Annotated in this window: 13 protein-coding genes; 5 read left to right on the top strand and 8 right to left on the bottom strand. The window is 55.0% G+C overall.

The genetic code is table 11. The features are described from left to right. Positions 1-8: 8 nt before the first annotated feature. The 6 genes from HPDFL43_RS04915 to HPDFL43_RS04890 form a co-directional block, all read right to left on the bottom strand. The gene (locus HPDFL43_RS04915; protein ID WP_007196163.1) at positions 9-1,241 is read right to left on the bottom strand and encodes an ABC transporter substrate-binding protein; all 1,233 of its coding nucleotides are present in this window, start codon (positions 1,239-1,241) and stop codon (positions 9-11) included. Positions 1,242-1,380: 139 nt separating this feature from the next. Next, a complete protein-coding gene (locus tag HPDFL43_RS04910; protein ID WP_007196162.1) occupies positions 1,381-1,869 on the bottom strand; it encodes a MaoC family dehydratase in 489 nt (162 codons plus the stop codon). Then, positions 1,866-2,993: an ABC transporter ATP-binding protein gene (locus tag HPDFL43_RS04905; protein WP_040449075.1), complete on the bottom strand. Its 1,128-nt coding sequence runs from the start codon at positions 2,991-2,993 to the stop codon at positions 1,866-1,868. Before HPDFL43_RS04905 ends, HPDFL43_RS04910 begins: the two co-directional genes overlap by 4 nt. 43 nt (positions 2,994-3,036) lie before the next feature. After that, complete coding sequence (locus tag HPDFL43_RS04900) at positions 3,037-4,536, bottom strand: aldehyde dehydrogenase family protein (RefSeq protein ID WP_007196160.1); 1,500 nt, start codon at positions 4,534-4,536, stop codon at positions 3,037-3,039. Beyond that, on the bottom strand, positions 4,529-6,130 hold the full coding sequence (locus HPDFL43_RS04895; RefSeq protein WP_007196159.1) for a CoA-transferase: 1,602 nt from the start codon (positions 6,128-6,130) through the stop codon (positions 4,529-4,531). Before HPDFL43_RS04895 ends, HPDFL43_RS04900 begins: the two co-directional genes overlap by 8 nt. Positions 6,131-6,254: 124 nt before the next feature. Continuing rightward, positions 6,255-7,073 carry an aldo/keto reductase gene (locus HPDFL43_RS04890; RefSeq protein WP_007196158.1) on the bottom strand — a complete coding sequence of 273 codons (819 nt, stop codon included), beginning with the start codon at positions 7,071-7,073 and terminating at the stop codon, positions 6,255-6,257. A gap of 117 nt (positions 7,074-7,190) precedes the next feature. Here HPDFL43_RS04890 and HPDFL43_RS04885 point away from each other — a divergent pair, with 117 nt between their 5' ends. Genes HPDFL43_RS04885 through HPDFL43_RS04865 form a run of 5 tightly spaced genes read left to right on the top strand, consistent with a single transcriptional unit; the run spans position 7,191 to position 11,564 of the window. Then, positions 7,191-7,502, top strand: a complete 312-nt coding sequence (locus HPDFL43_RS04885) for a Dabb family protein (protein ID WP_007196157.1) — start codon at positions 7,191-7,193, stop codon at positions 7,500-7,502. Further along, entirely contained in the window at positions 7,484-8,758 is a 1,275-nt protein-coding gene (locus HPDFL43_RS04880; protein ID WP_169743227.1) for a glycerate kinase type-2 family protein, read from the top strand. Before HPDFL43_RS04885 ends, HPDFL43_RS04880 begins: the two co-directional genes overlap by 19 nt. A 21-nt stretch (positions 8,759-8,779) precedes the next feature. Then, a complete protein-coding gene (locus HPDFL43_RS04875; protein ID WP_007196155.1) occupies positions 8,780-9,550 on the top strand; it encodes a 3-ketoacyl-ACP reductase in 771 nt (256 codons plus the stop codon). A gap of 12 nt (positions 9,551-9,562) precedes the next feature. Further along, positions 9,563-10,714: a dihydrodipicolinate synthase family protein gene (locus tag HPDFL43_RS04870; RefSeq protein WP_007196154.1), complete on the top strand. Its 1,152-nt coding sequence runs from the start codon at positions 9,563-9,565 to the stop codon at positions 10,712-10,714. A gap of 1 nt (position 10,715) precedes the next feature. Continuing rightward, the gene (locus tag HPDFL43_RS04865; protein WP_040449665.1) at positions 10,716-11,564 is read left to right on the top strand and encodes a sugar phosphate isomerase/epimerase family protein; all 849 of its coding nucleotides are present in this window, start codon (positions 10,716-10,718) and stop codon (positions 11,562-11,564) included. Positions 11,565-11,811: 247 nt separating this feature from the next. Here the strand turns inward: HPDFL43_RS04865 and HPDFL43_RS04860 are convergent, their stop codons facing one another. After that, positions 11,812-12,687 carry a hypothetical protein gene (locus tag HPDFL43_RS04860; RefSeq protein ID WP_156970197.1) on the bottom strand — a complete coding sequence of 292 codons (876 nt, stop codon included), beginning with the start codon at positions 12,685-12,687 and terminating at the stop codon, positions 11,812-11,814. Then, on the bottom strand, positions 12,684-14,111 hold the full coding sequence (locus HPDFL43_RS04855) for a site-specific DNA-methyltransferase (RefSeq protein WP_052093263.1): 1,428 nt from the start codon (positions 14,109-14,111) through the stop codon (positions 12,684-12,686). Before HPDFL43_RS04855 ends, HPDFL43_RS04860 begins: the two co-directional genes overlap by 4 nt. Between the last annotated feature and the right edge of the window lie 660 nt (positions 14,112-14,771).

Here is a 14,771-nt window from a genome sequence, read left to right as displayed (position 1 = left end):
ATGGCGACTTAGAGTGCGCCGTAGATGCGCTCACGTTCAGCTTCGATGCGCGCAAGAATGTCATCGATGCGATCGGGATTTTGCATGAACTCCTGGAAACCCTGCATGCCCACTTTGGCCAACGCCGGATCCGTGTCACGGTCATAGAATTGCATGATGCCTGATGCCCGGCTCAATTGAGCAAAACCACCTTTGGCAAATCGATCATCCTTCACCGTCGCGTTGATGTTTGGCGGAAGCATATCGAGTGTGCCAGCGGTCTTTGTCTGCACATCTGCTTGAGCCACAAACCTCAAGAACAGGCGCGCATCTTCCTTGTTCTTTGCGTTGACCGGAATGTGGAAGCTGTCGGTAGGCGCGTCTTCATAGATCCCGACACTTTCGTCGATGATCGGGAATGGGAACCATTCTACGTTCTTGCGTACATCTTCGGGGAACATCGACACGATAAAGGGTGCCAGCAGATACATTGCCGCATCGCCCTGGTTCATGAAAGGCAGCGCTTCCTGGAACGAGTAGGCCGGATGATTTTTGACAAAGAAGTCGCCCTCAACCAGCTCTGCCCAAGTGGCAAATACCTTCTTTACGCGATCATCCGTGTATTTGACTTGCCCATCCATCAGCTCAGCATGGAAATCCACCCCATTGATACGCAGATTCAGGAAATCGAACCACCCGGCCGAAGGCCACAAGTTTTTGGTTCCGATTGTGACTGGGGTAATGCCGGCGGTCTTGAGTTGCTCGCCCATCGTTTTGAACTCTTCCCAATTGGTGGGCGTTTGCGTGATGCCCGCCTTTTCGAAGAGATCTTTGCGATAATAGAAGCCCCAAGCGTAGTAGGCGTAAGGCACGCCATATTGTTTTCCGTCTACCGACGAAGCGCCAACAACTGCAGGCATTTTTTCATAGAGGTTCTCAGACTCCCAAACATCCGAAACGTCTTCAAAAAGCCCAAGGTCGACGAACACCTTCATTCTGTTTCCAGCGTTCCAGGTGATCAGGTCCGGTGCGTCGGAAGTCAGAAAATTCCGCATCGCAACCTTGAAGGCTTCATGATCATACAGGTTGAATTTAACATCGACGTCAGGATAGGCGGCCTCAAAATCATTAATCAGATTTTCCATGGCCAGCTTTTGCGCCGGGTCAGACGTGTTTGCATTGATAACCAAATCGCGCGCAAAACCAGTTGTCGCGATCGCCGTAAGCGCTGTTGCAAGCAGTAATCTTTTAAGTTGCTTCATCGTTCTTCCTCCACTTGTTTTCCAACCGCTCACGCGGTTCGGGTCATGCCACTCGATCTTTCGACCGGTTTCTTGCCTAGGTTTTTAGGCAATTCACTTTCCGCAAACCTAAGTAACTCACTGAAGAGTTATCAAGGTGTCACGAAAAACACTCTGTTTTCCTTGTGCGTATCAGCAGCGAGTTTCGTCCTGTCTGCACCAAAACGCCGTCTTGATTGACCACGTTAAAAACCAGCTCAACAATGCCTCGGTCGCCTTTTGAGGTCATCCGCATACTATCTGTCGTGATGGTGGCGCCGATACTATCACCTGCTACGATAGGTGCTTTGAAAGCCCAATCCTTCCATCCAAGCGAGGCGACGGCCTGCAGCTGAACCTCTGACCGATTCTTAAGCCCATCGACGAGACACAGTCCTAACAACCCATGTGCTATCCGCTTGGGGAAGCCTTGAGCTTGCGCAAAGGCGTCATCCATATGCAGATCAAAAAAATCGCCCGAAATGCCGGCAAAATTCACGATGTGAGTTTCCGTCACCACGATCCTGCCAGTCTGGAAAAAGCTCCCGATCGACAGGTCTTCGTAATAACACTTGCCCGGCAGCAAGGCCCCCCCCTGCTCCATGATCATGCCACCAATTCCTTTGAGCGAGCTGCGCCCGCCGCTGCGCTGATCGTGTTGCCAGCCTGATCAAACAGATGGCAATACACATCATTGAGCGCAGCCGTGACCAAGGTTCCGAAATCTGGCGGGACCTCACTGTCAGCCTTCAAGATGATGTCCTGACCATTGAGCGTTTTGCCATAGGCAAATGCAGTGCCGCCCAGATTTTCGACAACATCAATCCTTGCTTCAACACCCTTCCCAGACGGAGTGGCTAGGAAATGCTCGGGCCGGATTCCAATCATGACTCTGTCGCCAGGCTTAACCGACGCGCCCGACCGGAGCGGAATCCGAACGATATGCTTCGACGCAGCACTTGCCGAAACAGTCGCGGTCGACCCATTGATTGCGGTTACCGCCGCATCCAGAAAATTCATCTGCGGCGAGCCTATGAAACCGGCAACGAACCTGTTGTTCGGGGCCGAATAGAGATTAAGGGGCGAACCGATCTGTTCAACCAGACCATCCCGCAGCACAACGATCCTGTCGGCCATTGTCATCGCCTCTACCTGATCGTGGGTCACATAAATCATTGTCGCCCCGATTTCGTGGTGCAGCTTGGACAGTTCCACCCGCATCTGCACGCGCAGTTCCGCGTCCAGGTTGGACAGCGGCTCATCGAACAAGAACACCTTGGGTTCACGAACAATCGCCCTGCCTATGGCTACGCGCTGACGCTGACCGCCCGACATTGCCTTCGGTTTTCGGTCCAAAAGGTGACGGATCTGAAGAATGTCGGCAGCCTTGTTGACCCGCGCCTCGATCTCGTTCTTCGGCACCTTGGCCATTCTGAGACCAAAGCTCATATTTTCCGCGACCGTCATGTGCGGGTAAAGCGCGTAGGACTGGAACACCATCGCGGTGCCACGATCACACGCTTCCACATCGCTCATATCGGTTCCGCCAATAAACAAATTGCCCGACGAGATGCTCTCTAAGCCGCAGATCATTCGAAGCAGAGTAGATTTCCCGCAGCCAGACGGGCCTACAAAAACGACAAACTCACCGTGGTTGGCTTCCAGATTGAGGCCTTTGATAACATCAATCGATCCGAAGGACTTTCGCACGTCTTTTAGTACTACATCAGCCATCTTATTAGCCGGGGCAAACCCCGCTCCTCCTCAAAACTACAGATCAGACATCCGTTACCCAGCGCTCACTTTGCAGGCCCATATGCATATGGACCGTCTTCAATTCAGTGTATTCCTCGATGCCATATCGCCCGGTCTCACGTCCGTTGCCTGACCGTTTGAAGCCACCCAGAGGCAGCTCCGGAAAACCGTCCAGCGCAGAGTTAATCCACACCCGTCCAGCCTGGATATGCCTCGAGCAGAAGAGCGCGTTGGAAATGTCATTGGTCCAGATGTAAGCAGCGAGACCATAGTCGGTTGAGTTGGCCAACTTGATGGCCTCATCCCGATCCTTGAACGTCATCACAGTCAGAACTGGCCCGAAGATTTCTTCCTGCGCTATACGCATTTCCGGACGCACGTCGGCAAGGATAGTTGGCGGGAAAAACAACCCTTCGTAACCTGTCAGATCGCCACCGCAGACCAGACTTGCGCCTTCATGAATGCCGACCGCGACATAGGATTTGATCTGGTCGAATTGACGCTGGTTGATGATCGCCCCAATCCGGGATGCAGGATCAAATGGATCGCCGACTTTCAGATCTTTCAGCCGTTCCGCCAATCGCTGATTAAAGGCGTCGGCGATGCTTTCTTCAACAAGAAGCCGCGACCCTGCGATGCAGCACTCGCCCATGTTGACATTTGCCGCTTTGAGCACGCCGTCCACCGCGGCATTCATATCGCAGTCAGCAAAGACAACCGATGGCGACTTGCCGCCAAGTTCGAGTGACAGCTTTTTGATATTGCCTGCCGAGGCCGCGATCGCGCGGCGGCCAACACCGGTCGATCCGGTAAACGCCACCATGTCGACCTTATCGCTATCCAGGATGGCCTGCCCAACCGGATCGCCGTAACCAGCGAGGATGTTGCAAACACCTGCGGGCAACCCAGCGGCCTTAAGATATTCGCCAAGCTTCAGCGACGTACCCGAGGTAAATTCACTTGGCTTGACGACCACTGAACAGCCTGCCGCCAGCGCAAAGGGCAAACGCTCAGACAGAATCAGAAGCGGAAAATTCCATGGCGCTATGATGCCGACCACACCAATCGGCTCGCGCAGAATCATAGCCATCATCTGCGGGCCAAGATTGTTGTGACTGTCACCATGCAAGGTCCGCGCAGCACCGGCGGCATAGTCCCAAAGACTGGCGGCGAAAAGGATTTCACCACTCGATACAGTCAAAGGCTTTGATGTCTCCAATGTCTCAATCAGAGCCAATTCCTCGACATTCTCGCGGATCATCTGCGCCACTGTGCTGAGCAACGTGGCGCGCTCGCCGCCATAGCGAAAAGCCCACTCCCCGGCATCGAAACTCTGGCGCGCTGCCTCAATGGCAGCCTCGACATCCGACGTCGAAGACTGCGGATAGATGCTGACAACTGCACCGTGCGCAGGGCTCTCGCGCTCGATAACCGAACCATCCTGCGCATCGCGCAATTCGCCTGCGATATAGTTCTTGAACCGCTTTGGATTGGCGACGATTTTGTTCAACATATCAAGCATTGTTAAGCCTCATTTTGATGTCTGAGGCCTGCGCGGGCGAACCAGCGGCAGATCCAAAGCAATGCAGCGGCATGTGCCCCAATGTCTGAGAAATCTGAGGACGGAAGGCCATCCGTGCCAGCACGTCCCGCTCGAGATCAACTCCGGGCGCTATCTCGATGAGCTCGATGCCGTTATTTGTCAGCTGAAACACTGCTCGTTCAGTAATGTATTTCACCGATTTGCCAATGGCAGCCGCGTTGGGTCCGCTGAAAGTGACTTCGCGCACACGCTCGACAAACTTTCCGATACGGCCGTACTGAAGGATTTTGAGCGACTGGTTCGCGCTTTCGATCGACAATCCGCTCGCCTCGAACGTGCCGCAGAAAATCACCGACTTCGCGCCTTGCGAGATGTCGACAAACCCGCCGGGGCCCACAACATCCTGTCCGAGCTGAGAAACATTCACATTGCCCTGAGCGTCAATCTCACCAGCGCCAAGAAACGCGATACTGGCACCGCCGCCGCTGTAATAGTCAAACTGGTCAGTCGAGCGCATGATCGCTTTTGGGAACATCGCAGCGCCAAACAGCGCACCATCGATCAACTGTCCATTGTGGATCCCCTGCTCGACCGTTACCCAGATATCCTGCATGCGGCCTTGCTCAGTCAGGATCGACGCAATGCCACCAGGTATGCCAAAGCCGAAATTCACAGACTTATGGCCCTGAATTTCGTCCGCTGCACGCCGCGCGATGATGGCGCGGGCTCCCTTCGGAGAGGAGAGGCCACCAAAAGCCTCAGGGGTAGGCGCACGCGCCCCTGGCAGACCCGCCAGACAGGCTTCGTACTCGCCCACATGTGTTTGTGGCTGATCGGGTACCAGGGCGACATAGTCCACCATTATACCGGGAACCTGCACCAAACGGGCGTGGCAGTCTTTGGACTTCCGGCGCTCTCGAACTTGCACCAGCACCTTGCCGCCGGCGTTATGCGCTGACAGCGCCACCGCGTGGATGTCCAGATCTCCCGCTTCTTCCGCGCAGGAGATGTTGCCAAACTCATCCGCATAAGTGCCACGCACGATGGCGACATCAGGCCTCAGGGGGAGGTAGCGGATGTAATCCCGTCCATCGATCGTAATTATCTCACTAACAGGCTTCGCAGCCCGCGCCGCTGCATTCGCGGCACCGCCGCCCTCGCGCGGGTCGTAGAAAGTTCCCAGCCCGACATGGGTTATCAAGCCCGGTCGCCCGGCTCCGCTTTCACGCATCAAAGTCGAGATAACGCCCGAGGGAAGCGTGAATGCTTCAATCTCGTTCTCTCGGGCCAGTTTTTGCATACGGGGTGACCAGGACCAGTGCCCACCGATGACACGGCGCACCATGTCTTTGTGAGCAAATCTGCTTATTCCACGGCTCTCCCCGTCGCCAACTCCCAACGCATGGATAATCGTCAGATTGCGCGGGTGCCCCGTCGCCAGAAAGCGCGCTTCCAAAGCAGCAAATATCGCATCCGGCTCCAGCATCCCGCCGCCATTTCCGGTAACGGCAATTGTGTCGCCATCCTTCACAATGTCAGCGCACTGGCCCAACGAAATTTCGTTCAAAACCATTCTCCTTGGAGCCGCCAGTGCGGTGGATCATTAATTCACTCACTAGAGAGTTATGGTATTTGCGAAATATGTCAAGCAGTGTTTTCAACCATGCTCAGAAAGTCGTTGAGCGCTGTGGGATCAATCAGTCCCAGGTCGGTGCATACGGCACGACATCCGCGTTGCTAATGCGATATCCCGCGACCGTCAGCGCATCAATTCGAGCCGTGTCTGCCAAGGACAATGTGAAATCCATGATATTAAAATTCGCCTCTATATTTGCCCGCCTGGTCGATGTTGTGTTCACGGACAAACCCTTTTGCAGGATCCACCGTAGCGCAACCTGTGCGCCACTTTTTCCATGCGCCTCACCAATCTCGTCAAAAAGCGGAAATCTAAAAATCTCTCCGCGTGCTAGCGGGCAATAGGACGAGAGCGGTATTCCGGTCTTGGCTGAAGCGTTCAGCAGTTTGTCTTGATTGAGCAATGGGTGAAACTCCACTTGGTTCGTCACCAACGGCACATCCAACAAACCAACAGCTTCACGCATCATCTTGGATGTGTAATTCGATATACCAATGTTCTTGGCGTAGCCCCTGTAATGCGCCTCTTGTAGCAATGTCAGCGACGGTTCCACCGGGCCGTCATTTGGCGGCCAGTGCAATAGCAAGACGTCAACCGAGTCTAAGTTCAGATCACGCAGGCTTTGCTCGACAGAAGACATGAATCGGTCTTCGCCCATGTTATCCGGATGCACTTTCGTCGTGATCAGCAGCTCGTCACCTGCCACACCCAATTCCGGCAACACCTCACCCAAGGCCGCTTCGTTCCCATACCACTGTGCTGTGTCAAACGCCCTGTACCCCACCTCCGCCGCCTTTCGCACAGCAGCCTTCATATCGCCGCCTTGCAGCGGATAGGTCCCAAATGACCGCTGATAAACACCATCAAAATAGATCGTCATTGGTTCACCTCGCTTGGGGCAACGCAGTGCCTGAGGGGGAAAATTTTATGGGCTTGTTAATTCACTCTATAGTGAGTTACTGTTTGGTCAACCATTTTTGATAACCGGGAGGCACACATGATCAAGCACCTCGTTTTTCTGAGATATGCGAGCGATACCGGGCAAGACGTCAAAGATGCCATCATCAGGGATCTCGGCGCTCTTCAGGGCGAGATAGACGGTATCCTGGCGTTTGGCCATGGACCAAACCTATCGCCAGAAGTCCCGGTGGTGCACGGTTTTCTCGACATGTTCTGGTTTGATTTCAAAGAGATCTCGGCCCGCGACGCGTATCTGGAAAACGAGACCCACAAAGCAATAGGTAGTCGAATAAATGCCGCCGCTGAAGGCGGTATTGCGGGCGTGTTCGTATGCGACATTCAAGTCTGATGCGACACCGAAACCTGTTGGAAAGCGCCTTTAACGCGGTAATTTCCGCGGCACAGCCAAAATTCTTGCGAGACGAACATTTCCCAAAACCTCCCAAAGGTCGGGTCGTGGTTTTGTGGGCAGGAAAGGGCGTAGCCCAAGTTGCCCGCGCGTTTGAAAGGGTCTGGGACGGCCCGTTAGAGGGCCTGGTTGTGACCCGTTGTGGATACGCTGTCCCCTGTGAGCCGATAGAAGTTGTGGAAGCCGCTCACCCCATTCCGGACAGGACAGGATTGAACGCTGCACACAGAATGCTGATGCTGGCAGAAAGCTTAACTGCATATGATCTTTTGATCGCATTGATCACCGGTGGTGGGTCTGCATTTCTGCCCGCTCATCCCGTTGGCCTAAGCCTGCGGGATGAACAAGCACTTTGTTCCGCGCTTCTTTCTTCCGGTGCACCGATTTCCGATATGAATTGCGTGAGGAAACACTTCAGCGAGATCAAGGGCGGACGCCTGGCACTTGCGGCCTATCCGGCAAAAATAGTCAGCTACATCGTTTCAGACATACCGGGAGACGATCTCTCGCTGGTCCCTTCGGGTCCTACCATTCCAAATTCATCGACCCGTCAAGATGCGCTGAAAATGGTAAATCAATATGGCCTGAAACTCCCCGCCGCCGTATTGCAACATCTTAACACCGCAACGGCAGACGCCGCTGACCCTACGGATGCACGGTTTAAAAATAACTTAGTCAATCTTCTGGCCTCTCCACAAAGCTCGCTGGATGCGGCAAGCGAAATTGTTCGATCGAACGATATTCAGCCTTGGATCCTGTCCGATGCCATCGAAGGCGAGGCGCGCGAAATCGGCAAGATGCATACCGCGATGGCAAAGCACATTTTAGGCCGCGATCAGCCGATGCATAAGCCCGTATGCCTGATTTCTGGCGGCGAAACCACAGTAACGCTGAAGGGCTCCGGACGTGGCGGTCCCAACACTGAATTTCTGCTGAGCCTGACAATCGCTATCGATGGCACACAGGGGATCGATGCCTTTGCTGCCGATACTGATGGCATTGATGGGTCCGGCAATAATGCGGGCGCATTCGCCGACGGCACGACTTGCGCGCGCCCTTGCAGAATGGGCCTGAATGCCAAGGACTTTCTGCTCAACAACGATGCTTACTCGGCTTTCGAACATCTCAATGACCTCTTTGTTCCGGGTTCTACCGGGACGAACGTCAATGATTTTCGTGCCGTGATTGTTCAGTAAACACCCCGGATCGGAGGAAAAATGGAAAAGCAAGTTGCCCTGGTTACCGGTTCAAGCCAAGGGATCGGACGTGCGATAGCTGAAAAGCTATCAGATAGCGGTTTCGCAATCGCGTTGAACGATATCTCCAATATCGATGCGTTGAACAGCGCCCTGTTAGATTTCAAAGCCAGAGGTCGCAGCGTGTGTGCGGCTGCGTTTGATGTCGCAGACATCGCCCGACACGAAGAGAAACTCGACAGAATTGAAGCCGAGTTGGGGCCGATAACGACACTGGTCAATAACGCCGGCGTTGGTGTTTTGAGCCGAGGCGACCTGTTGGACGTCACCGAAGAGAGTTTTGATCGCTGCATGAATATAAACGCCAAGGCCGTTTTCTTTTTGACCCAAGCCTTTGCGAAAAGGGTTTTGGCACGCAAGCGCCAACCGGAGCTTTTCTATTCGGTCATAAACGTCACGTCGTCGAATGCCTCAGCGGTTGCCGTTGCGCGGGCCGAATACTGCGCATCAAAGGCGGCCGCGTCGATGATCTCGAAAAGCTTTGCTGTGCGGCTGGGTGCCGCGAACATCCCGGTATTCGATATTCAACCGGGTTTGATTGACACACCCATGACCGAAGCAGTCATTGACAGTTATTCAGCGCGCGCCGCCGATGGCCTGTGCCTTATGCCTCGGGTTGGGAAACCGGAAGAAGTCGGAAGGGTGGTCGCAACACTAGCAATCAACGGCCTGCCTTACACAACAGGGCATGTCATTTCCGTTGACGGCGGCATGCTCGTTCCGCGTTATTAGGAGGCCATCACCATGAGAATTTTACTTCCGAATTCAGATGGTCATCTGTCCAACTACGAAGTGACAGGTACACCTATTGCCAAGGCATCTTTGGCTCACGACAGCGCAAGGCGCGTCTATTCGGCGGCACATGTTGTGTGCGATCCCTTCGCGGAAGCGGGCTCCTCGGGCACAGGGGCCATTGACTGGAACAAAACCATGGGGTTCCGTGCCCACCTTGTGGATCTGGGGCTTGGCATTGCCGAGGCGATGGATACCGCTCAGCGCGGTATGGGGCTGAATTGGTTCGGTGCACTGGAATTGATCCGTCAGACCAAGGCTACCTTTCCCAATGCTCTTGTGGCCAATGGCTGTGGTACCGATCACCTGGACCCAGCGGAGGCTACATCACTGGACGATGTACGCCGCGCCTATCTTGAGCAGGTCGAAGCCATTCAGGACGTTGGCGGGCGCATAATTCTCATGGCCAGTCGCGCATTGGCAAAAGTCGCAAAGACGCCGGACGATTACATAAAAATATACAATGACGTTCTCGCCGCATGCGACCAACCCGTCATCCTTCATTGGCTGGGCGAGATGTTTGACCCGGCTTTGGCTGGCTATTGGGGTGCCGACAGCTTTGAGGGTACTCTACCGACTGTTATTTCGGTTATCCGCGACAACGAGACAAAGATTGATGGGATCAAGATATCGCTGCTTGACGCGCAAAAGGAGATCGTAATGCGCAGGCAGCTTCCCGGCTCTGTACGGATGTATACCGGCGATGATTTCAACTATCCCGAACTCATCGCTGGAGACGAGCAAGGCTTCAGCCATGCTCTACTCGGGATTTTCGACCCGATTGCCGCACATGCTGCGACAGCGATTTCCAAGTTGAACTCAGGGGACAAGGACGGCTTCCACGCGGTTCTCGATCCTACGGTACCGCTTGCACGCCACATTTTCCAGGCGCCAACCCAACACTACAAGACCGGCGTGGTTTTTCTGGCCTGGCTGAATGGGCATCAAGATCACTTCACGATGCTGGCTGGCGCACAAGCATTGCGTTCCCTGCCGCACTTCGTCGAATGCTTCAAATTGGCTGACGCCTGTGGCGCACTCAGCCGACCGGAACTTGCCGTTGAACGCATGGAGCTGCTGCTCAAACTCTATGGGGTTCGATAGTATGCGCGATTTCTCCAACGACACCCGAGCCCTTGCGCTGAACACAGCAACATTGGGCCATAATCTGGACGGTCAAGGCGCGGGCTGGCCTGTCGAACGAGTGGTGGACGCCTGTGCGGAGCGCGGGCTCGGCGGCATCGTGTTCTGGCGACGGGAAATTGGAATGCAAGCCGTCGAAATCGGCGAGCGTGTGCGCGCTGCCGGAATGCAGGTTGTTGGCTTGTGCCGCACACCCTACCTCGTCGGCTCCGAACGGCCGGAGGCTTGGATGGATGAAGCCAAAAAATCCATCGATATGGCAGCGGGCTTGCAAACAAACGTCCTCACCATAGTGACTGGCGGTACTGAACCCGGCACAAAGGGCGTAATCGAGACCCAAAAAATACTCGCCGACCGCGTTGCGGCTATCGCACCCTATGCGGCGGACCGAAATGTGAACCTCGCCTTGGAACCTCTTAACCCGATGTTTGGCGGCAATCGAACCTGTCTGATGACCGTGCAGGACGCCCTGCACGTTTGCCATATGGTGCAAGCAGACAATGTCGGGATCGCGGTCGATGTCTACCATGTCTGGTGGGACAGAGAACTCGCCGCGGGTTGCGCAGCGGCAGCAGACCGGATCTTGGGCTATCACGTCTGCGACTGGCTGGAGAACACATCTCATATGCTTTTAGACCGAGGCATGATGGGTGATGGAGTGGCAGACCTAAAGGCAGTTCGCGCCGCTGTTGAAGATGCCGGTTATCTCGGCCCATGCGAGGTCGAGGTTTTCTCCGCAGCAAACTGGTGGGCGCGCGACCCTAGTGAAGTCATAGATGTAATCATCGAACGCTTCAAAACTGTCTGTTGAACAAACGGAGTTGCCAGGTTTTGGGCACTACCGCCGTCAGACTGGAGTTTCCCTATCTCTCTGTTCCAGCGTCAACGCGTGCGAACCAAATCTCAAGAAGCTGTTCATTGCTGAGTGGATCTCGACAATGCGCTCAATGACGGCGTTGTCGATCTGGATAGCCCCGAGTTTTTTAGAAACCCTCCGGTTCGCATTATCCATTGCAAGACCTCATGATTAATAACAGCCGACGGAGTTGCTGGTCGGCTCACCGCCGCAGCATCTCGCCCAACCTCTCCGCGATATCCCGCTCGCTGATGAGCGTACCCGCCCTCATCTGGCCAAGGACGTCGTGGAGGACACGCATCATGTGCTCAACCCGCGGACCGGCTTCGCTCCAGGGCGGCAGGATCGTGCCTCGGGGTAAGGGCTGGCCAATCGCGGCCCAGGCGAGGCGCGTTGTCTTGAGCAGTTCGCGCTTGGTCAGCCGCTGGTAACGCATGGTCTCGAATAAAAATCCGGTGACCGTCAGTTGGAACCGCTGCGGCAGGTTGTCATTGAGCAAGGTCGCGAAGACCTGTGAAGTGCTGCCCGCAGTTTCTACTGCTGGCGCATCGGACTCTCCCAGTCGAGGAGCGTCAGAGAGTCGCTCCTCGAGCACCGACTGCAGCAGAAAGATGTTTCGCATCGTGACGCGGCGGCGGATCGGTTTCAAATCCTCCTCATCCATCGGACCCGTCATGGTCCAGCCCTCGTCTTCATCAATGACAATGTCGTCAGGATGGGGAACGATCCAGACCGGGTCAGCTCCTTCAAGGACAGCCTGATCGAGGCGGTTTTGCAGCCGCTGTTTGATCCGCTCGCCCTCTGCCACTTTCTCGCGGATCAACGCCTGATTGAGAGCTTGTGCGTCATTGAGGTTTCGCAAGACGTGGCCGAGCGCATGCGGCGAACCACTGGTTGCGACCTGGAACAATCTGCGGATAACGGCTTCCGAAAGGGTCGCTTCCTGGGCGTGGCCGTCGCTTCGCAGCGTGATCGTGCGGTTGGCCTCCTTGAGCAGGGACTTTTGGAACTGCGTCAGTTCCCGGTTATCACCATTCTTGCCGGTGGCGGGTCGGTTGCCTCTTTTTCTGGCCATCACTGATCTCCTCCGGCCGCGTTGACCGATGAACTGCAAGAACCCGACAACTCAGAGGCGCCGATCTCTGTGGAAGCGCACAGGTCAGAGCCATTACCGCTATCGTGGGCGTCCATCCGCGCGATCGCCACCTTCGCAAACGATGTTCTGGTTTCCGTCAGCCGCGCTGGCTCTCCGGTGATCCGCTCAAACCTTCGAATGATGGTGTCGCAGTAGAGCGGATCGATCTCGATCAGACGGGCCGCACGGCCGCACTGGTCAGCGGCGATAAGCGTCGAGCCGGATCCGCCGAACACGTCGAGGACAGTGTCGCCCCGCTTCGAGCAATCCCGTATTGCATCGGCAATCAGTGCCACAGACTTGACAGTCGGGTGCATCGCCAGTTCTTCATCCCGGTTGGCGCCGAGAGAACTGATGCCCGGATAGTCCCAGACATTGGTTCGATAGCGTCCGGTATCCCCAAGGCCAAAATTGTTGATGTGAGCTGCGGTTCCCTTCTTGAATACGAAGACCAGCTCATGCTTGGAGCGGTAGAACGACCCCATGCCGCCATTGGTCTTGTTCCAGACGCAAAGGTTCTTCAGTTCATCAAAGACCGCATGGCCTGCTTCAAGCAGTTCACGCATGTGCCGCCAGTCCATGCAGACATAGGCAATGGCGCCGTCCTTCAATTGTGAGGCTGCTGCACCCAGGGATTCCTTCAGGAAAGCCGCAAACGTAGTTTCGTCCATCTCGCCCGACGCCAGCGCAAACTCGCGATGTTTGATCCTGCCCAGACCACTGACATGGCCATCAATGGCTACATTGTAAGGCGGATCGGTGAACAGCAGAGCTGCCGGCTTTCCCTCGCACAGGCGTGCAATATCCTCATGAGATCGGGCATCGCCGCACAGAAGACGGTGCGGCCCAAGTTGCCAGAGGTCCCCTGCGCGCGTCACTGCAGGTCCTGGTCCCACCGGCTCGATCGCATCGAGCAAACGATCGGGTTCGCTGGCGCCGCTGATCTCTCCACCAATGGTCAGGTCAATCTCTGTGGTGGAGAAACCGAGATCCTCGATATCAAAATCAAGATCCATGAGGCCCTGCATTTCGATCGCGAGCAGATCGCGGTCCCAGCCGGCATTCTCGGCCAACTTGTTGTCCGCCAGGATATAGGCCCGCACCTCATCCCGCGACAAATGCGAGAGTTTGCGCACAGGCACTTCTGTCATCCCGATCAGCTTTGCGGCTTCGACCCGCCCATGACCCGCGATGATTGTATGGTCGTCGGCGATCAGAACCGGATTGCAAAAACCAAACCGCCTGATGCTGTCGGCGATCTGTCTGATCTGTTTCTTCGAATGGGTCCGGGCATTGTTAGCATAGGGCACGAGACTATCGATTGGGCATATTTGTTCAAGACATGAGTCTTCGCTTGGCGGATGCATCTGCATTCTCCATGTTCTCCACCACACGGCGGATAAGGTGTTTGGGATTCTGGCAACTCGGGAACTGAGTAAACAATACCGGAACGCGAGCTGACGTCGCAACAGGGGGTAGTGCAGAACGCAAAACTGTTTCCGTTATGCGGAGCACCCAACAGGCTGCCAGATCAAACGGCCGCCTACGGACTTTGAAGCCGTTTCAAATTTGATTTGTTTTGAGGTTGACAGTTTCGGGACAAACCAGAACAAACAAAATTAGAATGGTTTTCCAAAACACAGCGTTTTGAAGTCCGTTTTTGGAACGAAGTGATTTCTTGTTCTCCACACGAACTGGATCAAAATCCCATTTTGTTATGCCGCGCGGATTTGATCCCGTTCCCGGACCAATGGTCTGCCAGCACCTGATCCCGCCTGGTCGCTGTCCGCAGTGGCGACGTCTCGATCAAAAGTGGAGATAAGTGCGAAACCGAGGGTGAAGCCGCTTGCCAAATGACAATTCGAAATCACCAACCTGCAATCCGCGCCAAATCCGCCTGCGTAACGCCATGGTATTCCCGGGAACGGGAACACCAATCCCGCCCAACGACAATGTGATCCCACCTAACTGCAATCCTATCCCACGTAACGGCAATCTGGTCCCATTCAACAGCAATGTCATCCCGC

Origin of the sequence: Hoeflea phototrophica DFL-43 (assembly GCF_000154705.2) — a bacterium.
In the GTDB taxonomy this organism is placed as follows: Bacteria; Pseudomonadota; Alphaproteobacteria; order Rhizobiales; family Rhizobiaceae; genus Hoeflea; species Hoeflea phototrophica.
Note: the sequence above shows the minus strand (reverse complement) of the source record. Positions and strands in the feature narration are given on the sequence as shown.